General features: G+C 68.9%; 23 protein-coding genes and 1 pseudogene. 11 read left to right on the top strand and 13 right to left on the bottom strand.

What is annotated here, in order from left to right; translation table 11 throughout:
* Positions 1-4 precede the first annotated feature (4 nt).
* Positions 5-796: pseudogene (locus G5B31_RS00005) on the top strand (IS5 family transposase).
* Positions 797-1,589: 793 nt separating this feature from the next.
* Here G5B31_RS00005 and G5B31_RS00010 read toward each other — a convergent pair.
* The 6 genes from G5B31_RS00010 to leuB form a co-directional block, all read right to left on the bottom strand.
* Positions 1,590-2,033, bottom strand: a complete 444-nt coding sequence (locus G5B31_RS00010) for a hypothetical protein (protein ID WP_165012560.1) — start codon at positions 2,031-2,033, stop codon at positions 1,590-1,592.
* Positions 2,034-2,044: 11 nt separating this feature from the next.
* Complete coding sequence (locus G5B31_RS00015) at positions 2,045-2,860, bottom strand: hypothetical protein (protein ID WP_165012562.1); 816 nt, start codon at positions 2,858-2,860, stop codon at positions 2,045-2,047.
* Positions 2,857-3,633, bottom strand: coding sequence for a polysaccharide biosynthesis/export family protein (locus G5B31_RS00020; RefSeq protein WP_346763871.1), 777 nt, complete (start codon positions 3,631-3,633; stop codon positions 2,857-2,859). The genes G5B31_RS00015 and G5B31_RS00020 overlap by 4 nt, the downstream gene beginning before the upstream one ends.
* Positions 3,634-4,127: 494 nt before the next feature.
* Positions 4,128-5,078 carry a DMT family transporter gene (locus tag G5B31_RS00025; protein WP_165012566.1) on the bottom strand — a complete coding sequence of 317 codons (951 nt, stop codon included), beginning with the start codon at positions 5,076-5,078 and terminating at the stop codon, positions 4,128-4,130.
* A gap of 95 nt (positions 5,079-5,173) precedes the next feature.
* Positions 5,174-6,058: a DMT family transporter gene (locus G5B31_RS00030; protein ID WP_165012568.1), complete on the bottom strand. Its 885-nt coding sequence runs from the start codon at positions 6,056-6,058 to the stop codon at positions 5,174-5,176.
* Between the two features lie 59 nt (positions 6,059-6,117).
* Positions 6,118-7,224, bottom strand: a complete 1,107-nt coding sequence (gene leuB / locus G5B31_RS00035; RefSeq protein WP_165012570.1) for a 3-isopropylmalate dehydrogenase — start codon at positions 7,222-7,224, stop codon at positions 6,118-6,120.
* A gap of 177 nt (positions 7,225-7,401) precedes the next feature.
* Between leuB and chrA the strand changes: the two genes are divergently transcribed.
* Entirely contained in the window at positions 7,402-8,613 is a 1,212-nt protein-coding gene (gene chrA / locus G5B31_RS00040; protein ID WP_165012572.1) for a chromate efflux transporter, read from the top strand.
* On the opposite strand, the gene G5B31_RS00045 is transcribed toward chrA, so the two are convergent.
* From G5B31_RS00045 to leuC, 5 genes are all read right to left on the bottom strand, one after another.
* Positions 8,605-9,648, bottom strand: coding sequence for an endonuclease/exonuclease/phosphatase family protein (locus G5B31_RS00045; protein WP_205911796.1), 1,044 nt, complete (start codon positions 9,646-9,648; stop codon positions 8,605-8,607). The genes chrA and G5B31_RS00045 overlap by 9 nt on opposite strands.
* Positions 9,645-10,469 carry a hypothetical protein gene (locus G5B31_RS00050; RefSeq protein ID WP_165012576.1) on the bottom strand — a complete coding sequence of 275 codons (825 nt, stop codon included), beginning with the start codon at positions 10,467-10,469 and terminating at the stop codon, positions 9,645-9,647. Before G5B31_RS00050 ends, G5B31_RS00045 begins: the two co-directional genes overlap by 4 nt.
* A 428-nt stretch (positions 10,470-10,897) precedes the next feature.
* The gene (gene leuD / locus G5B31_RS00055) at positions 10,898-11,503 is read right to left on the bottom strand and encodes a 3-isopropylmalate dehydratase small subunit (protein WP_165012578.1); all 606 of its coding nucleotides are present in this window, start codon (positions 11,501-11,503) and stop codon (positions 10,898-10,900) included.
* A 30-nt stretch (positions 11,504-11,533) separates the two neighbouring features.
* Entirely contained in the window at positions 11,534-11,914 is a 381-nt protein-coding gene (locus tag G5B31_RS00060; protein ID WP_165012580.1) for a hypothetical protein, read from the bottom strand.
* Positions 11,915-11,917: 3 nt separating this feature from the next.
* Positions 11,918-13,336 (bottom strand): 3-isopropylmalate dehydratase large subunit, encoded by a 1,419-nt coding sequence (gene leuC, locus G5B31_RS00065; RefSeq protein WP_165012582.1) that lies wholly within the window; start codon positions 13,334-13,336, stop codon positions 11,918-11,920.
* A 620-nt stretch (positions 13,337-13,956) separates the two neighbouring features.
* On the opposite strand from leuC, the gene rsfS reads away from it, so the two are divergent.
* Both rsfS and rlmH read left to right on the top strand, forming a co-directional pair.
* Entirely contained in the window at positions 13,957-14,400 is a 444-nt protein-coding gene (rsfS, locus tag G5B31_RS00070; RefSeq protein ID WP_165012584.1) for a ribosome silencing factor, read from the top strand.
* Positions 14,400-14,870 carry a 23S rRNA (pseudouridine(1915)-N(3))-methyltransferase RlmH gene (rlmH, locus tag G5B31_RS00075; RefSeq protein WP_165012586.1) on the top strand — a complete coding sequence of 157 codons (471 nt, stop codon included), beginning with the start codon at positions 14,400-14,402 and terminating at the stop codon, positions 14,868-14,870. Before rsfS ends, rlmH begins: the two co-directional genes overlap by 1 nt.
* 29 nt (positions 14,871-14,899) lie before the next feature.
* On the opposite strand, the gene G5B31_RS00080 is transcribed toward rlmH, so the two are convergent.
* Positions 14,900-16,825 carry a lytic transglycosylase domain-containing protein gene (locus G5B31_RS00080; protein ID WP_165012587.1) on the bottom strand — a complete coding sequence of 642 codons (1,926 nt, stop codon included), beginning with the start codon at positions 16,823-16,825 and terminating at the stop codon, positions 14,900-14,902.
* A 165-nt stretch (positions 16,826-16,990) separates the two neighbouring features.
* Here G5B31_RS00080 and dapA point away from each other — a divergent pair, with 165 nt between their 5' ends.
* From dapA to gdhA, 7 genes are all read left to right on the top strand, one after another.
* Positions 16,991-17,866 (top strand): 4-hydroxy-tetrahydrodipicolinate synthase, encoded by an 876-nt coding sequence (gene dapA, locus G5B31_RS00085; protein WP_165012588.1) that lies wholly within the window; start codon positions 16,991-16,993, stop codon positions 17,864-17,866.
* Complete coding sequence (locus G5B31_RS00090) at positions 17,863-18,738, top strand: DMT family transporter (protein ID WP_276616091.1); 876 nt, start codon at positions 17,863-17,865, stop codon at positions 18,736-18,738. Before dapA ends, G5B31_RS00090 begins: the two co-directional genes overlap by 4 nt.
* Positions 18,739-19,050: 312 nt before the next feature.
* Entirely contained in the window at positions 19,051-19,524 is a 474-nt protein-coding gene (gene smpB / locus G5B31_RS00095) for an SsrA-binding protein SmpB (RefSeq protein ID WP_165012590.1), read from the top strand.
* A 413-nt stretch (positions 19,525-19,937) separates the two neighbouring features.
* Positions 19,938-20,210, top strand: coding sequence for a hypothetical protein (locus G5B31_RS00100; protein WP_165012591.1), 273 nt, complete (start codon positions 19,938-19,940; stop codon positions 20,208-20,210).
* 124 nt (positions 20,211-20,334) lie between these two features.
* A complete protein-coding gene (gene sseA, locus G5B31_RS00105; RefSeq protein ID WP_165012592.1) occupies positions 20,335-21,201 on the top strand; it encodes a 3-mercaptopyruvate sulfurtransferase in 867 nt (288 codons plus the stop codon).
* 9 nt (positions 21,202-21,210) lie between these two features.
* On the top strand, positions 21,211-22,389 hold the full coding sequence (locus G5B31_RS00110) for an amino acid aminotransferase (protein WP_165013698.1): 1,179 nt from the start codon (positions 21,211-21,213) through the stop codon (positions 22,387-22,389).
* A 443-nt stretch (positions 22,390-22,832) separates the two neighbouring features.
* Positions 22,833-24,194 carry an NADP-specific glutamate dehydrogenase gene (gdhA, locus tag G5B31_RS00115; protein ID WP_165013699.1) on the top strand — a complete coding sequence of 454 codons (1,362 nt, stop codon included), beginning with the start codon at positions 22,833-22,835 and terminating at the stop codon, positions 24,192-24,194.
* A 297-nt stretch (positions 24,195-24,491) separates the two neighbouring features.
* On the opposite strand, the gene G5B31_RS00120 is transcribed toward gdhA, so the two are convergent.
* Entirely contained in the window at positions 24,492-25,817 is a 1,326-nt protein-coding gene (locus G5B31_RS00120) for an ammonium transporter (protein ID WP_165013701.1), read from the bottom strand.
* Positions 25,818-25,820 lie beyond the last annotated feature (3 nt).

The raw sequence follows: 25,820 nt of genomic DNA on the forward strand, positions 1-25,820 counted from the left end.
GATCATGTCGGCAGGGTTTTGGCTTTCGGACCAGGCATGGGCGGCGATTGAGCCGCTGTTGCCGAAGAACCAGCCGGGGGCGCGGCGGGTGGATGACCGCCGCGTCATCAGCGGCATCATTCACGTGCTGCGGATCGGGTGCCGTTGGGAAGATTGCCCGCCCGCCTACGGCCCTTCGACGACGATCTACAATCGCTTCAACCGCTGGAGCCATCGCGGCCTTTGGGGGCGCATCTTCGCCACCCTCGCGGCCCAGTCGGAGCTACCCGGGGATCTAAGCATCGACTCGACCGCCGTGCGCGCCCACCGCTCCGCTCACGGCGGAAAAGGGGGGCGCAAGTTCAGGCCATCGGGCGCTCGCGTGGCGGGCCGACCACCAAAATCCACGCCCTGACAGATAGTTGCGGGCGGGCGGTGGCCTTTGCCCTTAGCCCGGGGAACCATGCCGACATCTCGGAAGCCCCCGCGCTTCTGGACAAATCACCCGCGCCTACCCGCCTTCTGGCCGACAAGGGCTATGACGCGAATAGCCTGCGTGACCGCCTTGCGGCAACTGAAACAGAGGCCGTCATCCCCTCGACCAGATCGCGCAAAACGCCTATCCCCTACGATACCGAGGCATATCGCGACAGGAATCTGATCGAGCGCGTTCGCCTGTTCTCTCGAACCGGTGGCGTTCACAGGCTCACTCTGCCGACTCAAAGACTGGCGGCGCATCGCAACCCGCTACGACAAACTCGCCATCAACTTCGCATCAGCCGTCGCAATCGCAGCAACCGTCATCTGGTGGACTTGATTGAGTCTGGAGCCTAGGCGGTGACGGGCTGCTGGTCCCGGATTATCGGTTCAACGACAGGATGGCTGGCTTTGCCCGAACGACGCTCGACGCCTTCGTCACGGAATGGTGTGAAGTCGGCAAGATGCCTCGAAAGCGAAGAGAAGTGGATCATACACCCATTTCGATCGTTGCACGCGCGAACAGGGTGCGGGTTTCGCGTCTTCTGATGGCCGCCAGGGTTGTCGGGAAGGGCTTGTATCTGGATCGCAGGAAATGTGGTTTGGCGGGGGTCTTCGTCGAAAATTCCGATGCTGTGACATTGGTGAAATGCGCCGGATCCTTGTCTGGTCTCGAAGGGGCAGATCCAACTGCAGTTCGATGTGACGCGGATCACGCTGCCTGATGGCTTGATCATCACCGGTCAGTCGAGCTTCCTGATCAACGGCGTACTGCGGAAGGGTCGCCAATACGGCGCTGGCGATGGATGTGGACGGCTATCGGATCGTCGAGGCGGTTATTATGGATGACACGGGCAGCCGGGTGAAACCTGCCGCCCCATGGCCGGGGCTCATGCGTCTGAGAACCGGCTGGAAATCTGGCGAGGGAAGACCGAGATGGCTACATCGTGCTGGAACGGTCGTGCGGTGATACGTTAGATTGGAAATCTGGCAGCAGAACCGTTCTGAATTGCGAAGGAAATCCTCACGCGATCGCGGGCCTCGGCCAGGGATTCGGGCAAGTCGAACACCCGGCGGTAGAGTTTAAGCCGTGTGGTCCTCTCGACACGAGCCGGAGGATCGTTTCGTGGCAGTCAACTGCGTTGGGTGGCCACCGGAGGCCGGGGCGTGACGGCGCGGTCGAATGTGGGACGGTCTACCGGCAAGAGGCGGGGGGCTTCGCCGGACTCGCGATCCGTTGCGGAGCGGAGCGGGGGATGGATGACGGTAAGGATCTCGCCCCGGTGGGACATGCCCCAAAGCAGGCGATGCGGTTTCCCGGAGAGGATGTCGAACGCATAGGTGACGCGGAGCGGACGGAAGTCGCCAGGGGCCAGCCTCTCGCCGGCGTCTTCGGCCACGGGGAAGGGCAGGCAGGAGAAGGCGAAGCGGCTGCGCAACCGGCGCAGCGAGCTTTTCTCGTGGATATCGACGCGGAATTGGCCGAAATGACCGGTCAGCCGGAAGGCCGCATCGGCGGTCTGCTCGGGAAGTCCGGCGAGAGTCGCGTCCGGTTTGCCGGGGAGGGAGATGCCCATAGGACAGACCTCTATTGCAGGGCGGACAGGCCCAGGCGGGCCGTCATCAGAAGGCCGCGGGGCCCGGCGGCGGTTTCGGCATCGGTTGCATGACGAAACTCCACCGGCCTGAACGGCAGCCGCAGCATTTGCCCGTTCCGCGCCAGAAGAAGCTGCGTCAGCGGCTCGAATGGGAACTGGCCGTAAAGCGGCGGGGGTGCGGGGCCGTCGCCCGGCACCGGCAGCGGCACGACGGCCCGCCCGGCGAATACCGTCAGGGAGTCGCAATCGCCCGGCCTGTCGAAGGTGAGGGGGGGTCTTTCCTCCGGCCCGGTCAGGACCGGCAGCGACAGGGCGTCTTCCCAGGGGAGCGTGGCCACGGCGAGCAGTGGCCTTCGCCCGTGGTCCCCGGCGGCCCGGCACAGCATGAAGGCGGTATAGGTGGTGATCTTGCCGTCGCGCAGAAGGATGGTGGTCGGGTCGACCACGACCGCGACGGACCCGCGGCAACGCCGGAGGGCCATATGGATCAGGCCATCCCATCCTTCTTCCCCGCCCGCAGCAGGATGGACCAGAAGCGCCGTGCGGATATGGCGCCCCTTCCGGGCCTGATGGGTCCTGACGAACTGCCGCAGCCTGTCGGCCAGCACCGGCCCGGCGGCGAAGCCTTCGGCTGAGACCATGATGATGCGGGTGGCCCCCGCCAGAATGGCCTCTTCGGCGGCCCATTCGATCAGGGCGCGGTCATGGAACCGCGCCATCTCCGGTATACCTCTCACCTCTCCGGTGCCGGGCTTGCCGAGGGGCAGGACGACATCCAGCCCGTCCTGACGGGACGGCCCGCTCATTTGCCCATCGCATTCACGTCGTCGGCCGACGTTGCGACGCCGGTAACGGTGGCGATGACCTTCTGGGCGTTGCGGATCGGCGCCTCGCTGACATAGACGGTGTCGGCATGGCGCATCCGGAAGGTGCGGGCGGCGAAGATGCCGGCCGGGGTGGAAAGGTCGAAGCGGATGACCAGCCTTTCCGTGTCCACCCCGCCCCGTTCGGTGGAGCGGAAGACGAAGACGCCTTTCGCATTGGCGATGTTGCCGTTCAGGCCGCCGGCATCGCCCAGCAGGTCGATCAGCCGGTAGTCGTGGCGCGGCACGGGAATGCGGGTCTGGCCGCCGGTGGCGCCGAGGACGGTGATGGTGCGGTCGTCCCGGATAAAGGTGATGCGGTCGCCGGGGCGCAACGCGATGTCTTGGACCGGATCGGCGACGATCAGCGACAGGCGCGCCTCGCCGCTGGTCCGGCCACGATCAACGCGGATGACCGTCTCTTCCAGCGGTGCGGCCACCCCGCCCGCCCGCGCCAGCATAGCTGTAAGGCGCATGGTATCGACTTCGATCGGGTAGACGCCCTGCGCGGTGACCGCCCCCAGCAGGCTGATGCTTGCGCCCGATCCCGGCACGCGCTCCAGTGTGATCTGCGGGTTGGGGGTCTGGGGCTCCAATGCGGTCAGGATGTTCAGGCGCACCTGCTCGATGCTGCGGCCGGAGGCGCGGATATGGCCGACATAAGGCACGAAGATTTCGCCCGACTGCAATACCTGCAGCTGCGGTATCTGGAATATCCGGTTTCCGGTGGTGGCGAAGAGACGCGGTAGTGATACGGGACGGGCTACCGTTCACTGCGGCAACAATCATTTCTGCTTAAGTCCTAGTAAGTATAGGCGGCTTTTGCGCCGATAGTTACAAGATCAGAGGCCGAATGATCACGGTTGCGGGACGCAGCTCATTATGAGCGGCGGCGGCGACATTAACGGGCCACGCATCCAATCAGCTTCTCGGCAACTTCTTAGCCCAAAATAGGTGGCTTTTGCTGAAAGCGGGCCCCGAGGCCCATGCAGCTTCCGGGCATCCCGTCCACCCTTATTGGGCCGGAAGCAGCGGCCCCAGAAGTCCGACCTCTTCCTCCCTTCCGGCCGGAAGCGGGCCCCGAGGCCCATCCGACTTCCAGGCGCCCCGTCTCCCCTCCCTCGGCTGAAAGCAGCGGACCCGGAGATCAGGCTTCCACCCTCCCTCCAGCCGGAAGCGGCCCCCCGAAGCCGACCCAACCTCCGCCCCCCTACCCTTCCCTCTGCCGGAAGCGGCGGGCCCAGAGGCCGGTGCGGGGGAGGGTGCCGACGTCCAGCCGCGAGCGGTTCTCCAACACCGGGCGGTTCTTCGACACTTTGCCCTCGCGCAGCACGATGTAGATGCCGCTGGCGATGATCACTCCGGCGCCGACCGCCGTCCAGCGGTCGATCTCCTCGGAGAACAGCAGCCAGCCGTAGAACACCGCCCAGAGGATCTGCGAATACTGCATCGGCGCGACGATCACCGCCGGCGCGGCGCGGTAGGCCAGGATCAGCAGGAAGGCGCCGCACATGCCGAGGACGGCGACCACGCCGTTCAGCGCCAGATGCTCCACCGGCATCGGCCGGTAGACGAAGGGCATCACCAGCGCCATCGACAGCACCGAGACCAGCATCGGATACATCATCAGCACCACCGAGCGTTCGTCCTTGCCGATCTTCCTGATGATGATCGCCGACAGCGCCCCCATCACCGCCGCGCCCAGGCCGGCCAGATGGCCCAGCGACAAGGGCTCCGCCCCCGGGCGCAGCACGATCAGCACGCCGGTCAGCCCTGCCATCACGGCAAGGCCGCGGTGCAGGCCGACCTTCTCGCCCAGCATCGGGATCGACAGCAGGGTGATCACCAGCGGCGTGGCGAAGAGCATGGCGTAGCATTGCGCCATCGGCAGCACCGAGAAGGCGTAGAACCCCATCGCCCCGGTCGCCACCCCGGTCAGGGATCGGGCCAGCGACCACCAGGGATGCCGCGGCACCAGGGTGCCGTCGGTCTTGTCCGACAGGAGCAGGAGCGAGACCACGGGAAAGCTGAGCAGGCCGGAGAAGAAGATGATCTGGAACGAGGTGTAATGGCGGCCGAGCAGCTTCACCACCACGTCATGGGTGGAATACAGCCCGAAGGCCGCGACCGCGATCAGCGCGCCGCGCAGGATTGGAGACATGTCGCATCGGTCCGGGCGGGGGCGCCGCCGGGCGCCCGTGTTAGCGGAAACACTCTGGCGCGGAGGCCCGGCGAAGGCAAGGGGCGGCCGGGCGCTCAGGCGCTTTCCGGCTTGGCCGCCACCGGCGGGCGGTCCTGCCGGGCGACCACCATCACCCCGGCAACGGCGATCAGCACCATGCCGAGGAAGGTGCCGCGGCCCATCTCCTCGCCGAACATCAGGGTGCCGAACAGCCCGGCCCAGGCGATCTGCGAATATTGCATCGGCGCCACCACGATGGCGGGCGCCCGGCGATAGGCGGCCAGGATGGTCAGCATCCCCGCCATCAGCACCACGGCCATGGCGGCGGCGATGCCCAGGTCGCGGATCGGCATCGGCCGGTAGACGAAGGGCATCGCGGCGGCGACGGTCAGGAACAGCGCCACCTGGGGCCAGATCAGCATCACCGCCGTGCGCTCCACCGCGCCGGTCTTGCGGATGATGACGTAGTTCATCGCCCCCACCAGCGCCCCGGTCAGCGCCATGGCATGGCCCAGGTTCAGCGGCGTGGCGGTGGGGTCCAGCGCGATCACCACTCCGGCCAGGCCCAGAAGGATCGCTAGGCCGCGCTGCGGGTCCAGCCGCTCGCGCAGCACCGGCACGGCCAGCAGCGCGATGAACAGCGGCATGGTGAAGAAGATCACATAGGCCTCGGCCAGCGGCAGCAGGGTGAAGGCGGTGACGCCGCAGACGAAGTTCAGGATGGTGCCCAGCGACCGCAGCGCCATCAGCCCGGGCCGGACGGGGCGCAGCGATCCGGTGCCGCGGTCCAGGAGCGCATAGATCAAGAGCAGCGGCATGGTCATCAGCCCGGCGGCGGCGATGATCTGCAGCGGGTGATAGGCCCCGCCCAGCAGCTTGGCCGAAACGTCGTAGGCCGAATAGGCGCCGAAGGCCAGAAGGCCGAGGCCCGCGCCGGTCAGGGTGGAGGGAAGCGCCATGATGGCAGGTCCGGGCGGGAAGGGGCGGCGCGGGATTGCGCCGCCGATAGGGACAGGGGTCAGAGGCTGGCGTCCAGCGCCGCGACGATGGCGTCGCCCATGGCCGCGGTGCCGATGGGGGTGCCGCCTTCCGGGCCCAGCAGGTCGGCGGTGCGCAGCCCGTCGGCCAGCACCTTCTCGACCGCCTTCTCGACCCGCGCCGCCTCGTCGCCGAGGTCGAAGCTGTAGCGCAGCGCCATGGCGAAGCTCAGGATGCAGGCGATCGGGTTGGCCTTGCCCTGCCCGGCGATGTCGGGGGCAGAGCCGTGGACGGGTTCATACATCGCCTTCGGCCGGCCGTTCGCCATCGGTGCGCCCAGGGACGCCGAGGGCAGCATCCCCAGAGAGCCGGTCAGCATGGCGGCGGCGTCGGAGAGAAGGTCGCCGAACAGGTTGTCGGTGACGATCACGTCGAACTGCTTCGGCCAGCGGCACAACTGCATCGCGCCGGCGTCGGCATACATGTGGCTCAGCTCCACATCCGGGTAGTCCTTGTCATGGACCTCCTGCACCACCTCGCGCCAGAGGATGCCGGATTCCATCACATTGGCCTTCTCCATCGAGCAGACCTTGTTCGACCGCCGCCGCGCCAACTCGAAGGCCGAACGCGCCACCCGGGCGATTTCGCTTTCGGTATAGCGTTGGGTGTTGATCCCCACCCGCTCGTTGCCTTCCTTGAAGATGCCGCGCGGCTCGCCGAAATAGACGCCGGAGGTCAGTTCGCGCACGATCATGATGTCGAGGCCGGCGACGACATCGCGCTTCAGCGACGAGAAATCGGCCAGCGCATCGAAGCATTGCGCCGGGCGCAGGTTGGAGAACAGGTCCATCTCCTTGCGCAGGCGCAGCAGGCCGCGCTCGGGCTTCACGCTGAAGTCCAGCTTGTCGTATTTCGGCCCGCCGACAGCGCCGAGCAACACCGCATCCACCTCCTGCGCCTTCGCCATGGTGGCGTCGGTCAGCGGGGTGCCGTGGGCGTCATAGGCGGCCCCGCCGACGAGGTCGTCCGACACGTCGAAGCCGATGCCGCGCTTCGCCTCCATCCAGCCGATGATCTTCTTCACCTCGGCCATGACTTCGGGGCCGATGCCGTCGCCGGCGAGGATCAGGAGGGAGCGGTTGGCCATGGCGGAATCCTGCGTGAAATAAGGGTCGCGGCTGGCCTAGCCAAAGGCCGGGGCGCGGTCAAGGGCGGGCCGGAAGGGGCCGCGGATGGCAAGGGCATTTGGCCTCCGGTGCAGACTGTCATACAGAAGAAGCCGGCCGGCTGTATCGGAGCCGGGTCGAGGCCCCGGGGGGACAGGATGACGGATCGGACACAGGCGACCGAAGCGCCAGAGGGAACACCGGGCGAGGTGTTCTCGGCCTTCCTGAAGCTGGGGCTGACCAGCTTCGGCGGTCCCATCGCCCATCTCGGCTATTTCCGCGACGAGCTGGTGGTGCGGCGCGGATGGCTGGACGACGGCGCCTATGCCGATCTGGTGGCGCTGTGCCAGTTCCTGCCCGGCCCGACCTCCAGCCAGGTCGGCTTCGCCCTGGGGATGATGCGCGCGGGCTGGCCGGGGGCGCTGGCGGCCTTCGCCGGCTTCACCCTGCCCTCGGCGCTGGCGCTTCTGGTTTTCGCCATGACCGCGGCCGGCCTTTCCGGCCCGGTCGGAAACGGCGCGCTGCACGGATTGAAGATCGTCGCGGTGGCCATCGTGGCGCAGGCGGTCCTGGGCATGGCCCGGACGCTCTGCCCGGACCGGGAGCGCGCGGCGATTGCCGCCGCCGCGGTGGCGGTGCTGGCCTTCGCCCCCGGCGCCTTCGGCATGGCGGGGGCGATCCTGCTGGGCGCGGTCCTGGGCTTGGCCCTGGGGCGCGGAACCACAGCGCCGGTCGGGGGGCATGTCCTCCTGCCCGTCTCGCGCGGCATCGGCCTCGGCGCCCTGGCCGCCTTCCTGGGCCTGCTGGTCCTGCTGCCGCTGGCCGCGCCCTACAGTCAGGGATTGGCCGTGGTCGACGGCTTCTACCGGGCGGGGTCGCTGGTCTTCGGCGGCGGGCATGTCGTGCTGCCGCTTCTGCAGGCCGAGGTGGTCGCGCCGGGCTGGGTCACGGCCGACGACTTCCTGTCCGGCTACGGCGCGGCGCAGGCGGTGCCCGGCCCGCTTTTCACCTTCGCCGCCTATCTGGGCGCGGTCTCGGGGCCTGCGCCGAACGGCGTGGCCGGAGCGGTGCTGGCGCTGGTCTCCATCTTCCTGCCGGGCTTCCTGATCCTGACCGCCGCCCTGCCGTTCTGGGACCGCTTCCGCGCCCTGCCCCGGGCGCAATCGCTGATGCAGGGGGCGAATGCCGCCGTCGTCGGCATCCTCGCCGCCGCGCTCTATGCGCCGGTCTTCACCAGCGCCATCGGGGACCTGCGGGATTTCGCCCTTGCGGTGGCAGGTTTCGTCCTGCTCACGGCCTGGAAGGCGCCGCCCTGGGCGGTGGTGATCGTCTCGGCCCTCGGCGGCGTGGCGCTGAAGCTGCTAGGGTGACGGTTCCACCTCCACCCAGACCGGTGCGTGGCGGGAGGCGCGGGCGAGGGTTTCGGCGAAAGGGTCCCCGGCGGGCGGCCAAAGGACTCCGCTTGCGGTGACGTGCAGACCGGCCGAGGGCAGGACGTAATCCACCCGCAGCCCGCCGAAATCGTAAAGCGCGGTGTCCAGCGCCGGATCGCCCTTTTGCGCGGGCTCCGCCCGTCCGTGGGTGCCCTTTGGCTGCGGGTCCTGCACCGCCGGATGGGCCAGCAGGGCGGAAATCCCGGCGGTCAGCCCGTCGCCATCGGCCGGATCGAGGTTGGCGTCGCCCAGCAGGACGAAGGGCGCCGACGGCGGCGCCATCGGCAGGGCGCCGTCCAGCAGGCGGGTCCAGAACACCGCCTCGTCATGGTTGCGGCGGCCGTTCCTGTCCTCCGGCCCGTCGAAGACCGGCGGCGTGGCGTGGAAGGCCAGCAGATGCAGCGGGCCGGAAGCGGTGGCCACCGCCACATCCCAATGGCCGGTGGTCGAAAGCCGCAGCGCCGCCCGCACCTCCGGCGCGGTGCCGGGCGGGATCAGGGTCCCCGGCAGGTCGGCCCAGAGGAAGGCCGAGAAATCCCGCGCCTCCCCGACCGGCAGGCGCGACAGGATCGCCATGCCGCCCTCGCCCGAGAAGCGGCCCCAGCCCTGGGCATCCTCGGGCTCGCCCAGCCGGCCGTCGCCGTCAAGGTCCAGCCCCGCCTGCATCCCGGTGTTGGGACGCAGCGCGAAGAGATGCGGATAGGGCCGGCCGATCTGTGCCAGCCGGTCCTGCAGCAGGCCAAGCGCCACCAGCCCGCGGTCGTAATCCACCGCGGTCAGCAGCAGAACGTCGGCGTCCAGCGCGGCGATGACCTGCAGCGCGGCCTCGACCTGCGGGTCGTCGCCCTTCAGGATGTCGCGGGCCAGCAGGCCGGGGCCTTCGCGGGTCAGCCCGCTGTTCCAGGTGGCGATGCGCAGGGTCTCGGCCGCCGCGGGGGCGGCGAGGGCCAGGGCAACCGCGGCGGCGATCACTCGGCCGGGATGACGGCCCCGGACAGGGCGCCGTTGCGGGCGCGCTTTTCCTGGATCATCAGGGCGATGCGCCCCATGGCAATGCCCCGCATCAGAAGGCTGGCCGGAAGGAAGGCCCATGCTGTCATCGTCCAGATCAGGGTTTGCGGCGAGGTAAGGGTCAGCGGCTCGAAGCCGATGGAGGCAAGGCTGACCACGGCGGGGATCAGGAAGGGCAGCAGCACGCCAAGCGCCAGGTTGGCCCGCGCGTCGCGCTCCAGCCGGTCGACCACGTCGCCGCCCGCCGTCGGCTCGAAGGTCGGCAGGTTGACCCAGACGTTGAAGGCCTGCGCCCGGTCGGGCCAGCCGCGCAGCTTGAAGATCAGCACGAAGAAGGCCAGCGACAGCAGGGACAGGATATAGGCGGTGCCCGCGGCGGTGCGGACGGCGATCACCTGGCTGTCCGAGGCGCCCTCGGCCATCATCAGCGTGGCAAGGCGGACCGGCGAATAGGGGAAGTCCAGCGCCTGTCCGACCAGCACCGCCACCGCCTCGAACAGCCGCGGGAAGGCGGCGTCGCTGCCCTTGGCCGAGGCGACGATGGAAAGGGTCAGCACGATGGCGCAGAGCATCAGGAAGCGGACGCGGTTGAACGGCGGGGCGTCGCGGAACTCGACCAGGCTGGGATAGGTGGCGTTGTATTCGGCGAAGGTCAGCGCCCCTGCGAAAAGGGCGACGAGGGCGACCATCTGCTTGGTATCGGCGCCGATCCCCGGCAGGATCACCGAGGGCGTGGCGACAAGCACCATAACCAGAAACGCGCGCACTGCGGCGCCGGTCATCCGGGAAACCACTGCCCTTGCACCCTCGATATGGACGGACGCGATGCGATGCCGCGCCCTTGTTCCAACGATGTCCCGCACATTGTGGCGGATTGCCTCAATCTTGCCCAATTTGTGCCTTCTTTCGCCGATCCCCGCAACCGTCGCTTGAGGTAAACAGCGGCGGCGTGGCGCTTTCAGGGCAAAGGTGTTGCAGGATTGAAGCAAAGTCACGCCTGTTCCGGGCAGGATTCGGGCAAAGCCGTGGCGGGACGCAACATATTGCGGTTGCCGGATTTTTCGCCACAAGGCGGAAACGGAAGGCGGCGGGTGCAAGGGGGTTTGCGGCGGAGACGGCCGATCCGAGGCGCCCGGATTCGACCGGACCAGGATTTACCGGACCGATGGACAATCCCCGGCGAAGGCGCGGACCTTCGCCGGGGAAAGGCTCAGGCCCAGGGGCGCAGGGTGGCGTTCTTTGCCTCGAAAGCGTCGATGGAGGCCGCCTTCTCGAGCGTCAGGCCGATGTCGTCCAGCCCGTTCAGCAGGCAGTGCTTCTTGAACGGATCGACCTCGAACCGGAACGCGGTGCCGTCCGAGGCGGTGACGGTCTGGTTCTCCAGGTCCACCGTCAGCCGGGCGTTCTCGCCCTTCCGCGCGTCGTCCATCAGGTGATCCACCGCCTCCTGCGGCAGCACCACCGGCAGGATGCCGTTCTTGAAGCAGTTGTTGAAGAAGATGTCCGCGAAACTGGTCGAGATCACGCAGCGGATGCCGAAATCCAGCAGCGCCCAGGGCGCATGTTCGCGCGACGACCCGCAGCCGAAGTTGTCGCCGGCGACGATGATCTCGGCCTTGCGGTAGGCCGGCTGGTTCAGCACGAAATCCGGGATCTCCTGCCCGTCCTGAGTATAGCGCATCTCGTCGAACAGGTTCTTGCCGAGACCCGAGCGCTGGATCGTCTTCAGGAACTGTTTCGGGATGATCATGTCGGTGTCGATGTTGACCAGCGGCATGGGCGCCGCGATGCCGGTCAGGGTGGTGAACTTGTCCATTTCAGGTCTCCTGGAACCGCGCGAAGGCGGTCAATTCCTTTGGAAAGAGTAGCTCAATGTGCCGTCTGCCCAGACCATCGCGGCCATGCCGCCATCCTTCGGCCAGTCGATCCGCTGCGATTGCAGAGCGGCGGCCTGGATGTCCTCGGCAAATCCCTGTGCAGCCATGAAGACCCGCAGGTCGTCGGCCGAGACCGTCGCCGCGAAGAACCGCGTTGCGACGCCGTTGCTGACGTTGGTCCGGCAGGTCGAGATGCGAACGCTTTCCGGCAACTCGTTGGTCTCGCGCACGAAGTGGCGGCAGAACTTGTCGATGGGGTTGATGCCGAAGGCATAGAGCGCCACCGCCACCACGGCCAGAAGGCCGAGGATCAGCGCAATGACGCGCAGCGGTGTCACCCTGATCGCCATGGGTCAGACACTTTCCGCCATCATCTCCCGCACATCCGTCAGATGCCCGGTGATCGCCGCCGCCGCGGCCATGCCGGGGCTGACCAGATGGGTGCGGCCGCCGCGGCCCTGACGGCCCTCGAAGTTGCGGTTGCTGGTCGCGGCGCAGCGTTCGCCCGGCGACAGCTGGTCGGGGTTCATGGCAAGGCACATCGAGCAGCCGGCCAGCCGCCATTCGAAACCGGCGTCGATGAAGATCTGCGCCAGACCTTCCTCTTCCGCCTGCGCGCGCACGAGGCCCGAGCCCGGCACCACCATCGCCCGCATCCCCGGGGCGATCTTCTTGCCCTTCAGGATCGCCGCCGCCGCCCGCAGGTCCTCGATCCTTCCGTTGGTGCAGGAGCCGATGAACACCGTGTCGATCTTGATGTCGGTCAGCTTCATGCCCGGGGTCAGGCCCATGTAGTCCAGGCTGCGCCGCGCCGCCTCGACCTTGCCGCCGGTGAAATCCTCGGGCGAGGGCACCACGGCGGTGATCGGCAGCACGTCCTCGGGGCTGGTGCCCCAGGTCACCACCGGGGCGATGTCCTCGCCGCGGATGGTGACGACCTTGTCGAAATGCGCGCCCTCGTCGGTGAAGAGGGTCTTCCAGTAGGCCAGCGCGGCCTCCCATTTCGCGCCCTTCGGCGCGTGCGGGCGGCCCATGACATAGGCGAAGGTCTTCTCGTCCGGCGCGATCAGGCCGGCGCGGGCGCCGCCCTCGATCGCCATGTTGCAGACGGTCATCCGGCCTTCCATCGACAGCTCGCGGATCGCCTGGCCGCAATATTCGATGACATAGCCGGTGCCGCCGGCGGTGCCGGTCTCGCCGATCACGCTCAGCGTGATGTCCTTGGCGGTGACGCCGGGGCGCAGCGACCCGGTGATCTCCACCTTCATGTTCTTCGACTTCTTCTGGATCAGCGTCTGGGTGGCCAGCACATGCTCCACCTCCGAGGTGCCGATGCCATGCGCCAGCGCGCCGAAGGCGCCATGCGTCGCAGTATGGCTGTCGCCGCAGACCACGGTCATCCCCGGCAGGGTCCAGCCCTGCTCCGGCCCGACGATGTGGACGATGCCCTGGCGGATGTCCGACACCGGATAATAGTTGATGCCGAAGTCCTTGGCGTTCTTGTCCAGCGCCTCGACCTGGATGCGCGATTCCTCGTTGTCGATATGGGTCTCGCGCCCCGCGGTGGTGGGGACGTTGTGGTCCGGCACCGCGATGGTCTTCTCCGGCGCGCGGACCTTGCGGCCGGTCATGCGCAGGCCCTCGAAGGCCTGCGGGCTGGTGACCTCATGCACCAGATGGCGGTCGATATACAGCAGGCAGGTGCCGTCATCGGAGCGATGGACGACGTGATCGTCCCAGATCTTGTCGTAGAGCGTGTGGGGAGCGGACATGGAAAGGGTCCTTGGCTGTGGCCGTGCGGCCTTGGGGCTTTGGGAAAGGGATGCGCGGAGGGGCGCCCGCGCGGGCGGCGGCCGGGGGCTTAAAGTCGGGCCGAGATCGACCGGGTTTCACGGGCGAAGCGCCAAGGCAGGCGCGCGCGGTCGGCCATGTCGAAGAAGCGGATCATGGCGGTGAGATACGCCTTTCGCGCCCGCGGTTCAAGCGGAGTCCCCGGCGAGCCAAAGGTGCGGCTGCCGCCGCATTCCTTTTCGTGGCGGCTAACCGAGTCTCCTGCGGCTACCGTCGCCTGATGGGGGCATTCTGCCCCCAACCCCCCTGAGGATATTTGTTGTCCAGAAAGAGGAGCAGGTCTTTTTCCTCTTTCTGGACTCAAATATCCCCGCCGGAGGCACCTCCGAGCCGGTTGCGCCTGAAAGGCGCAGAGGCGAGACAAAAGGAATGCGGCGCAAGCCGCTCAATATGGCAACCGCGGTCGCGGGGCGCGCGCGCTCCCTTGCATCCCCGCCGATTCGGCGATATTCGCCCGCGCTTCCCGGAGATGTTGAGATTGCCGCCTTCGGGCGCTACCCTGATCCGGCAAGACCCTGCGCCGGGGCCGGATCGGCGCGCCATGCGGAGGACCCTAGTCCTGTCTCACTCTGACCCAACGACCGGCCTGCCGGTCGGCCCGCGCGAGGGGCGCCCCGCCCCCGCCGACTATACCTCGGAACAGGTCCTGGCCGCCGTGCTGGCCTCGGTCGACGACGACAAGGCCGAAGAGGTCGTGCAGATCGACCTGCGCGGGCGGTCGGACGTGGCGGATTACATGGTGATCTGCTCGGGCCGGTCGAACCGGCAGGTGGCGGCGATCTCGGAAAAGCTGGCGGACCGGCTGAAGCAGCAGTTCCGCATCAACGCCAAGATGGAAGGCAAGGAGACCGGCGACTGGGTGCTGATCGACTCGGGCGACGTGATCGTCCATGTCTTCCGGCCCGAGGTGCGCGACTTCTACCAGCTCGAGAAGATGTGGATGCCGGCCGGGCAGGCCGCCGCGCGGCCCGCGTCGCAGGGCTGATGCGGCTGCACCTCTGCGCCGTCGGCCGGCTGCGGGCGGGGCCGGAGCGGGCGCTGGTGGACGACTACCTCGACCGTCTGGGCAAGACCGGGCGGCCACTGGGGCTCGGCCCGGTGGCGGAACACGAGGTGGAAGACCGGCGCGGCGGCGGCATGGCCGCGGAGGCGGAGCTGCTGGCCCGCACAGTGCCCGCCGGGGCGTCACTCTGCGTGCTGGACGAGCGCGGGCGGGCGATGACCTCGCCGGAATTCGCCGCGCAGCTGGCGCGCTGGCGCGACGGCGGGCGGCAGGACGCGGCCTTCGTCATCGGCGGGGCGGACGGGATCGACCCTTCCTTTCGGGCGCGGGCCGACCTGGCGGTCAGCTTCGGGGCGATGGTCTGGCCGCACATGCTGGTGCGGGTGATGCTGGCCGAACAGCTCTATCGCGCCGCGACCATCCTGGCGGGATCGCCCTATCATCGGGTGTGAGGCGCGATTTTTCGTCGAAAAATCGTCCCCTACCCCTTCAACTCCGCCGTGATCCGCACCGGGCCGACCTGGCCCTTCAGCTTGGCCCGGTAGATCACCACCCCCTCGACCACGCGCATGACATAGGTGCGGGTCTCGGCGAAGGGGATGGTCTCCACCCAGTCCACCACGTCCACCGCCTCCTGCCGCGGGTCGCCGAATTCCTCGATCCAGCGCTTCGGCCGGTTCGGCCCGGCGTTGTAGCCGCTGGCGATAAGGGCGATGGACGGCCCGAAGTCCTGCACCATCCTTGCCAGATAGGCCGAGCCGATGGTGACGTTGTAGGCCGGGTCGGCGATCAGCTTGCCGGCCTCGAACTCCAGCCCCAGCTCCTTCGCCACCAGCTTCGCGGTGGAGGGCAGCACCTGCATCAGCCCGCGCGCATCGGCGTGGGACCGCGCCGCCGGGTCGAACTCGCTTTCCCGGCGCGAGATCGCCAGCGCCAGCGCCCGGCTGACCGACAACCCGTCGGGCACCATCCCCGGCACCGGGTAATAGGCGCGCGGGATGATCACGCCGCGCTCGGCCGCGGCCTTGCCGACCAGCACGGCGATATGCGGCTCGTCCAGCTCCAGCGCCAAGTCGGCCAGCTGCGCCAGCCCGGCGGCATCCTGGGTTTCGGCCAGATGCAGCAGGAAGCGCTTGGCCAGCGTCCGGTCGCCGGCCTTCGACAGCAGCAGCGCCGCCTCCAGCACCGAGGATTTTGCAAATCCCGCCCCGCGCCAGTCGGCCGGGCGGCTGTCGTCCAACAGGAACGGGTCCAGCGCCTGCCCCAGCCTTTCGGCGGCCAGCAGCCCGTAATAGGCGGTCTGGTGCCGCGCGGCGGCCTTGTAGTGTTCGGCGGCCTTCTCGTTCCGCCCCGCCGCCTCTTCCGCCCGGCCCAGCCAGTATTCCGCCCGCGCGACCGAGATCGGGGTGGAGACCCCGGCCTTCAGATGGCCGAAATGGCGCAGCGCGGTCTCCGCATCGCCCAGCTTGCGCAGGGCGATGAAGCCGGCAAGGAATTCCAGGTCGGCATAAGCCGCGCCCGCGGTCAGGCCGTGGCGGGAGGCGACGCGATAGGCGTCCTTCGGCCGCTCCTTCCGCATCAGCCAGCGCGCCATCAGCGCCCTCCGGTCGGCCCAGAGTTCGGGGCGGCCCAGGCCGTCGGCGGGGGTGTCCAGCAGCAGTTGCACCGCGTCGTCATAGGCGTCGCGCCGCATCCGCCAGAGGAAACGCTCATAGGCGAGGCCGGGGTCGGCCTTCAGCCCCGGCGGCACCGCCTCGATCAGCGCGGTGGTGCCGTTCTGGTCGGCGCGCAGGCCGATCCTTGCCGCCGCCAGCCGCTGCCAGTCCGGCCCCACCCGCGGCAGCATCCGCAGCGCCTCGGCCCGGCGGCCCTGCCACAACAGGTTGTCCAGCCGCAGCTGGTGGACCCGGGCCAGCGCCTCGGGCTCCAGCAGCAGCAGCGCGGTTTCCTCCTCGGCGGTGAAGGACAGTTCGGCCCAGGCCCGCATCGCCTCGGTCTCGGCCAGGTCGTGCCGGCCGTTGGCCTTCAGCGCCTGGACCAGCGCGATGGCGCCCTTCGCGGTCTGCGGCAGGTCGTTGCCGAAATAGGCGATGACGCGCGACGGCGTGGTCGACCGTGCGGCGGCCTCCTCGCCCTTTTCCTTCAGCATCGGCAGGCCGGGCCAGTCGGCGCGGCGCGACAGGAAGTCCTCGTAGTCGCCGAGGCTGCCTTTGCCGTCGCGCAGCTTCTGCCACAGGATCACGTCGCGCCCCACCCCCGCAGGGGCGGCGGCCAGCGCGGCGTCCCAGTCCTTCGCCGCCGCCAGCCGCAGCGCCGATTGCATCGGCTGCACTTCGTCGGCCAGCGCCGGCGGCGCAAACAGGCAGAGGCAGAGAAGGAGGCGGGGGATCAGCAACCGGGGCGACATGGCCCGAATCTGCCAAAGCCGCCCGCCCGCCACAAGCCACGAAGCCGTCATCCGGCCGGGGACGGGCGAACACCCGCGCCCCGCTTGGCAAGGGCGGTGAGGGCGGATAAGGAGGGCGCGTTTCCCAACCGGCCGAATCCCGGCCCATCCACAGGAGTGCGCGCCATGTTCAAGGGGTCGATCCCTGCCCTGGTCACGCCGTTCAAGGACGGCAAGGTGGACATGGACGCGCTGAAGAAGCTGGTGGACTGGCAGATCGCCGAGGGTTCCACCGCGCTGGTGCCGGTGGGGACCACGGGCGAAAGCCCGACGCTGAGCCATGACGAACACCATGCGGTGGTCGAGGCGGTGGTGAAATTCGCCGCCGGCCGGGTGCCGGTGATCGCCGGCACCGGATCGAACAGCACGGACGAGGCCATCGACCTGATCCGCCACGCCGAGGGCGCCGGCGCCGATGCCGCGCTGGTGGTGACGCCCTATTACAACAAGCCGACGCAGGCCGGGCTGATCGCGCATTTCACCGCGATCCACGACGCCTCGAACCTGCCGATCATCATCTACAACATTCCCGGCCGCTCGGTGGTGGACATGTCGCCGGCGACGATGGGCGAACTGGCGAAGCTGCCGCGGATCATCGGCGTCAAGGATGCCACCGGCGACCTGAGCCGGGTGCCGAAGACCCGCATCACCTGCGGCAAGGAGTTCGTCCAGCTGTCGGGCGAGGATGCCACCGCGCTCGGCTTCAACGCCCATGGCGGGGTGGGCTGCATCTCGGTCACCGCCAACGTGGCGCCGCGGCTCTGCGCCGAGTTCCAGGAGGCGACGCTGGCCGGCGACTACCGCAAGGCGCTGGACTACCAGGACCGGCTGATGCCGCTGCACGACGCCATCTTCGCCGAGCCGGGGCTGGTGGGGGCGAAATACGGCCTGTCGCTGCTGGGGCGTTGCACGGAAGAGGTGCGCCTGCCCCATGTCGGCCTGACCGAGGGGGTGAAGGAGAAGATCCGCGCCGCCATGCGCCACGCGGGCCTGCTGAACTGACCGCGCTTCCCGGCCTCGACCACCGGAGCGGCAACCGGCGCGGCGCGGTGCTGATGACCGCGGCCATGGCCGGTTTCGCCATCGAGGACCTCTGCCTGAAGGCCGTCGCCCGCGAGGTGCCGGTGGGACAGGTGATGGTGATCATGGGTCTGGCCGGGATGGCCGTCTTCGGGCTGATGTCGCGCCGCGCCGGCGAGGCCGCCCTGCCCCGCGCCGTGCTGTCGCGCGCCATGCTGCTGCGCTCGGGCTGCGAGATCGCCGGGCGGCTGTTCCATGCGCTGGCCATTGCGCTGACCACGCTGTCGGCGACCTCGGCGATCTTGCAGGCTACGCCGCTGGTGGTGATCGCCGGGGCGGCGGTGCTGTTCGGCGAGAAGGTGCCGCTGTCGCGCTGGCTGGCGGTGGGGGTCGGCTTTCTCGGCGTGCTGATGATCCTGAAGCCGGGGCTTGCGGGCTTTTCCGCGCTGTCGCTGCTGGCGGTGGCGGGAACCATCGGCTTCGCCGGGCGCGACCTCGCCACCCGGGCTGCGCCTAAGGGGCTGTCGAACCGGCAGCTCGGCACGCTCGGCTTCGCCATGCTGGGGCTGGCGGGGGCGCTGATCCTGGGCTGGACCGGCGGGGCGCATTGGCCCGACGCCGGCGGGGCGGCGCTGATCGCCGCCACCACCGGCTTCGGCATTGCCGGCTACCACGCGCTGACCGCGGCGATGCGGACCGGCGAGGTCTCGGCCGTCACCCCCTTCCGCTACACGCGGCTGGTCTTCGCCCTGATCCTCGGCGCGCTGGTCTTCGCCGAGCGGCCGGATGCCGCGACGCTGGCGGGGGCGGCATTGATCGTGGCCGCGGGGCTGTTCGGGCTGACCCGGCGGTAGGGCCGACGGAGGTTTGCCCCGGATGGTCCGGGCGGGGACAGGCGAGGCATTGCCTCGCCCCCGCCCGTGCGGAAGGTTTCATCCGGAAACGCCGGCAGCACATCCCCCGAGAGGCCAGCGCCCGCCCGGGCGGGCGAGAAGCGCCCGCCAGGGGGCGGGCGGGCGCTGGCCGGGCCATTGAGGCCCGGCCGGTCCGGTTGACATGGCGCGCCAAGGCGAAGGCACCCGCCTTCGCCAAGTCAGCCGGGCGAGGCTTTCCCGGCGGTAGCCGCACTGGACAGGGCGGCCGCCGCCGCCTATCTGGAAGCGACCATGGTCCAGAAATCCGATCCCAATTCGAAGCTGATCGCCGAGAACCGGCGGGCGCGTTTCGATTACCACATCGAATCCGACCTGGAGGCCGGGATCGTCCTGCAGGGCTCCGAGGTGAAAAGCCTGCGCCAGGGCGGGGCCAACATCGGCGAGAGCTATGCCTCGGTCGAGAACGGCGAGCTGTGGCTGATCAACGGCTATATCGCGCCCTACCTGCAGGCCAAGACCTGGGGGCACGAGGAACGCCGGCGGCGCAAGCTGCTGGTCAGCCGCAAGGAACTGGCGCGGCTGTGGTCGGCCACCGCGCGCGAGGGGATGACCATCGTGCCGATCCGGATGTATTTCAACGACCGCGGCATGGTGAAGCTGAAGCTGGGCATCGCCAAGGGCAAGAAGCTGTCCGACAAGCGCGAGACCTCGGCCAAGCGCGACTGGGACCGGCAGAAGGCCCGGCTGCTGAAGCAGGGCGGGTAAGGCGGCCGCGGTGGGGTGAACCCCATTGCCTCGGGCGGGAACAGGCGAGGCACTGCCTCGCCCCGCCCGTGCGCAGCGGTTGCAGCCGGAGACGGCCGTAACACCAGACCCCGGGAGGCCAGCGCCCGACCGGGCGGGCGAGAAGCGCCCGCCGAGGGGCGGGCGGGCGCTGGCCGGGCCATTGAGGCCCGGCCGGTCCGGCTGAAATGGTGCGCTGTGGCGAAGGCGATGGCCTTCGCCAAGGAGGCTGCCCGCCCCTAACCCCTCCTGACCCCACGTTAACCTTTCTTAACGGGGCTTCCCGGCGGGGGAAGGATGCGGCAGCATTCCCCTGCCCCCGGCGCGCGGCCTGCGCGATACAGGGGGTGTGTGAACCGGCCGGAGAACCGGGCGGAACAGGGAAAGGTGGCACTATGGAACTGATCATCCAGCTGATCGCGGGCGCGATCGGCGGCAATGCCGCAGGGGCGGCGGCGAAGAACCTCAGCCTCGGCACGCTGGGCAACTCCATCGCCGGGATCGTCGGCGGCGGCATCGGCGGGCAGATCCTCTCGGCGCTCGGCGCCGGCGGCGGGGCCGAGGGGCTGGACCTGGGCGCGATCGTGCAGAGCGTGGCAGGCGGCGGTGTCGGCGGCGCGGTGCTGCTGGCCATCGTCGGCGCGGTCAAGAAGGCCGTCGCCAAGTAAGCGGCCGGCAACGGCATCCCGGGGGGCCCCGCGCGCAAGCCGGGGCCCCTTTCCTTCGGGCCGCCACCTTGCACTTCGCCCCCGGCCCGCGCTAGGACGGGAGCAGTTGCAGAAGGCCCGCGCGATGACCCCATCCCCTGCCGACGACCCGAAGACGCTGGTTTCCACCGACTGGCTGGCCCGCCACCTGAAGGACCCCGATCTGCGGGTGCTGGATGCCAGCTGGTTCCTGCCCGCCTCGAGCCGCGACGCCCGGGCGGAATACGAGGCCGGCCATATCCCCGGCGCCCGCTTCTTCGACATCGAGGAAATCTCCGACCAGCGCTCGGACCTGCCGCACATGGCGCCGCCGGTCGAGAAGTTCATGTCCCGCCTGCGCGCCATGGGCGTGGGCGACGGGCATCAGGTGGTGGTCTACGACGGCTCGGGCCTGTTCTCGGCCGCGCGGGTCTGGTGGACCTTCCGGCTGATGGGCAAGACCGATGTCGCCGTGCTGGACGGCGGCTTCCCCAAGTGGAAGGCCGAGGGGCGCGAGGTCGAGGACCTGCCGCCGGTGGTGCGCGACCGCCACATGACCGTCTCGCGCCAGGCGGGGCTGGTGAAGGACGTCACGCAAGTCGCCCATGCCGCCAAGCTGGGGCTGGCCGAGGTGCTGGACGCCCGCTCCCCCGCCCGCTTCGCCGGGGCGGAGCCGGAGCCGCGGCCCGGCCTGCGCGCCGGCCATATCCCGGGGTCGAAGAACATCCCCTTCGGAACCCTGCTGAACCCCGACGGCACCATGAAGGACCCTGCAGCCCTGCGCGCGGTGTTTCAGGCCGCGGGGGTGGACCTGTCGCTGCCCGCCATCACCAGCTGCGGCTCGGGCGTCACCGCCGCGATCCTCGCGCTGGCGCTGGAGCGGATCGGCCACCGGGACTGGGCGCTCTATGACGGCTCCTGGGCCGAATGGGGCATGTATGAGGACCTGCCGGTCGCGACCGGCGCCGCCTGAGGACGCATGATGCTGGAAAGCCTGAACCCGCAGCCGCAGGACAAGATCCTGGCGCTGATCGCGATGTTCCGCGACGACCCGAGGACCGACAAGATCGACCTCGGCGTCGGCGTCTACAAGGACGCCACCGGCCTGACCCCGGTGATGCGCGCCGTGAAGGCCGCCGAGAAGAAGCTGTGGGAGGTGGAGACCACCAAGACCTACACCGGGCTGGCGGGCGAGCCGGCCTACAATGCCGCCATGGTGGGGCTGATCCTGGGCGAGGGGTTCTCCGACCGCGCGGCCTCGGTCGCCACGCCCGGGGGGACGGGGGCGATCCGGCAGGCGCTGGAGCTGATCCGCATGGCCGCGCCCAAGGCGAAGGTCTGGATGTCGAACCCGACCTGGCCGAACCATCCTTCCATCGTGAAATACCTCGGGATGCCGGCCGCGGAATACCGCTACTTCGACGCCGCCACCCGCGGGGTGGATTTCGCCGGGCTGATGGCGGACCTGGATGGCGTGGCCGCGGGCGATGCGGTGCTGCTGCACGGCTGCTGCCACAACCCGACCGGGGCGAACCTGTCGCAGGACCAGTGGGACCAGGTGATCGCGCTCTTGCAACGGAAGGGCGCGGTGCCGCTGGTCGACCTCGCCTACCAGGGCTTCGGCGACGGGCTGGACGCGGATGCGGAAGCCACCCGCAAGGTCGCGGCCGCCTTCCCCGAGGTGCTGATCGCCGCCTCCTGCTCGAAGAACTTCGGTATCTACCGGGAACGCACCGGCATCCTGATCGCCCTGACCAGCCCCGACCGCAAGGCCGTGGTGCAGGGCAACCTGAACTTCCTGAACCGGCAGAACTATTCCTTCCCGCCCGACCACGGCGCCCGGCTGGTGACGATGATCCTGGAGGACCCCGCCCTGACGGCCGACTGGAAGGCCGAGCTGGAGGAGGTGCGGCAGAACATGCTGTCCCTGCGCAAGCAGCTGGCGGACGAGTTGCGCCGCGCCACCAACTCCGACCGCTTCGACTTCGTGGCGGACCACCGCGGCATGTTCAGCCGCCTCGGCCTGACCGAGGAACAGGTCGTCACCCTGCGCGAGAAGCACGGCATCTACATGGTCGGCGACAGCCGCATCAACATCGCCGGGCTGAACGCCGGGACGGTGCCGGTGCTGGCCGCCGCCATCGCGCAGGTCGCGGGGTAAGCCCGGTCGGGGCGCGGACAGGCCTTCATCGCGGGTCCTGGGCACATTCCCATCAATGTGATTGCCGCGGGCGGGAGAAGGCGAGGCACTGCCTCGCCCCGCCCGTGCGGACGGGTTCACCCGGAAACGGCGGCAGCCCTGAACTCCGAGAGGCCAGCGTCCGCCCGGGCGGGCGAGAAGCGCCCGCCGAGGGGCGGGCGGGCGCTGGCCGGGTCATTGAGGCCCGGCCGAACAAGGGGAAGCGGTGCGCTGTGGCGAAGGCGATGGCCTTCGCCAGACAGGACGCGGACTTTCGGCACCCCTCGTCGCAGCGTCGATCCTCTCTGCGGCAGATTGCCCGACCTTTCGGCATTTTGCCTGTTTTCTGCGCAATCACCCTTCAAACCGCCTGAAAATTCCCCTAACCCCGCCCCGTTGGAATGGAATCGGGGATGAAGGGCCGCATGATGCAACTGGACGAAAAGCTTGAACCGATCCTCGCCGAGGTCATGCGCCGCAACGCCGGCGAGCCCGAATTCCATCAGGCGGTGCGCGAGGTGCTGGAATCCCTCGGCCGCGTCATCGCCAAGCGCCCCGATTTCGCCGACGACGCGCTGATCGAGCGCATCTGCGAACCCGAACGCCAGATCATCTTCCGGGTGCCGTGGATCGATGACCAGAACAAGGTCCGCATCAACCGCGCCTTCCGGGTGCAGTTCAACTCGGCTCTCGGCCCCTACAAGGGCGGCATCCGCTTCCACCCCTCGGTGAACGTGGGGATCATCAAGTTCCTGGGCTTCGAGCAGACCTTCAAGAACGCCCTGACCGGGATGCCGATCGGCGGCGGCAAGGGCGGGTCTGACTTCGACCCCAAGGGCAAGTCCGACCGCGAGATCATGCGCTTCTGCCAGTCGTTCATGACCGAACTGCACCGCCATATCGGCGAATACACCGACGTGCCTGCCGGCGACATCGGCGTCGGCGGGCGCGAGATCGGCTATATGTTCGGCCAATACAAGCGCCTGACCAACCGCTACGAGGCCGGCGTGCTGACCGGCAAGGCGCTGTTCTACGGCGGCTCGCGCGCGCGAACCGAGGCGACGGGCTACGGCAACACCTATTTCGTCGAGTCGATGCTGAAGACCCGCGGCACCAGCTTCGACGGCAAGAAGGTGGTCGTCTCCGGCTCGGGCAACGTGGCGATCTATTCGCTGGAAAAGGTGCAGGAGTTCGGCGGCACGGTGGTGGCCATGTCCGACAGCTCGGGCTACATCGTCGACGAGAACGGCATCGACCTGAAGCTGATGCAGGAGATCAAGGAAATCCGCCGCGCCCGGATCTCGGAATACCTGCGCCTGAAGGGCGAGGGCAAGGGCGTCTGGTTCGTCAAGGCCGGCGACGGCTCGATCTGGGACGTGGCCTGCGACGTGGCGATGCCCTCGGCGACGCAGAACGAACTGACCGGCAAGGACGCCAAGGCGCTGGTGAAGAACGGGGTGATCGCGGTGGGCGAAGGGGCGAACATGCCCACCACCCCGGACGCCACCCGCATCTTCCAGGACGCCGGGGTGATGTTCGCCCCCGGCAAGGCGGCGAATGCAGGCGGCGTGGCGACCTCGGCGCTGGAGATGCAGCAGAACGCCAGCCGCGACTCCTGGTCCTTCGAGCAGACCGAGGCGCGCCTCGCCTCGATCATGCGCAACATCCACGACACCTGCGCCGCTACGGCCGAGGAATACGGCGCCCCGGGCGACTATGTGCTGGGGGCCAACATCGCCGGCTTCGTCCGCGTGGCCGAGGCGATGCGGGCGCTCGGGGTGATCTGACCCGCCTGCCGGCAAGAACAGGGGCCCGCGGCTGACCGCGGGCCCTTTGGTTTTCACGGATCACGGCTTGGCCGGGCGGGAACAGGCGAGGCACTGCCTCGTCCCCGCCCGTGCGGACGGGTTCACCCGGAAACGCTGGTGGCACGAGATCCCGAGAGGCCAGCGCCCGACCCGGCGGGCGAGAAGCGCCCGCCGAGGGCGGGGCGGGCGCTGGCCGGGTGCTTTGGGCACCCGGCCGGTCTTGGGTGAACCGTTGCACTGTGGCGAAGGCACACGCCTTCGCCAGACAGCCGGCGCCTACCCGTGATAGGCGCTTTCGCCGTGCGAGGTCAGGTCCAGCCCCTCGCGCTCGGCATCCACCGGGACGCGCAGGCCGATCACCGCGTCCACCAGCTTGTAGAGGATGGCCGAGGCGACGCCGCACCAGACCACGGTGATCGCCACCGCAAGGATCTGCGTCCAGACCTGCGCGCCCATGGTCACGCCCTCGGCATAGCCCTGCCCGCCGAAGCCGGCCGAGGCGAGGATGCCGGTGCCCACGGCACCGATGATCCCGGCGACGCCGTGGATGCCGAAGACATCCAGGCTGTCGTCGTAGCCCGCCTTCACCTTGACCACGGCGACGAACCAGTAGGCCACCAGCGAGGCCACCGCCCCCAGCAGGATCGCCCCCACCGGGCCGACCGCGCCCGCCGCCGGCGTCACCGCCACCAGCCCGGCGATGATGCCCGAGGCCGCGCCGAGGGCCGAGGCCTTGCCGCGCGCCAGTTTCTCGACCAGGAGCCAGGCCACCACCGCGCCCGCCGTCGCGGTCATGGTGTTGATCACCGCCAGCGTCGCCAGCGTTCCCGCGCCAAGCGCCGAGCCGGCGTTGAAGCCGAACCAGCCGACCCACAGCATCCCCGCGCCCGCCACCGCCAGCGGCAGCGAATGCGGCGCCATGTTGTCCTTGCCGTAGCCGGTGCGCTTGCCCAGCAGGATCGCCCCCACCAGACCGGCGATCCCGGCGTTGATGTGCACCACCGTGCCGCCGGCGAAGTCCAGCACGCCCCAACCGAAGAACAACCCGTTGGCGTCCCAGGCCATGTGGGCGATGGGGAAATAGACGAAGGTCACCCACAGCACCGAGAAGGCCACCACCGCGCCGAACCTCATCCGCTCGGCGAAGGCGCCGACGATCAGAGCCGGGGTGATGGCGGCGAAGGTCATCTGGAAGGCGATGAACAGGTATTCCGGGATGGTGCCGGATTCGGAGGTGGCGGTAACCCCTTTCAGGAACAGTTTGCCGAAGCCGCCGAAATAAGGGCTGTCCGAGCCGCCGAAGGCGAAGGAATAGCCGTAGACCACCCAGACGATCATCACCGTCGCGGCGACGGCGGTGACCTGCACCAGCACCGACAGCATGTTCTTGGCCCGCACGAGGCCGCCATAGAACAGCGCCAGGCCGGGCAGGATCATGAACATCACCAGCACCGTCGCCACGATCATCCAGGCGGTGTCGCCGCTGTCCAGGGCCGAGGCCGGGGCCTCGACCACCTCTTCCGCCACCTCCTGCGCCCAGGCGGGCAGCCCGGCCATCAGCGCCGGGGCCAGGGCCACCAGGCCCGAAAGTCTTTTCTTCATGTC

The sequence above is a fragment of the Rhodobacter sp. SGA-6-6 genome (assembly GCF_011043545.1).
Classification (GTDB): domain Bacteria; phylum Pseudomonadota; class Alphaproteobacteria; order Rhodobacterales; family Rhodobacteraceae; genus Pseudogemmobacter.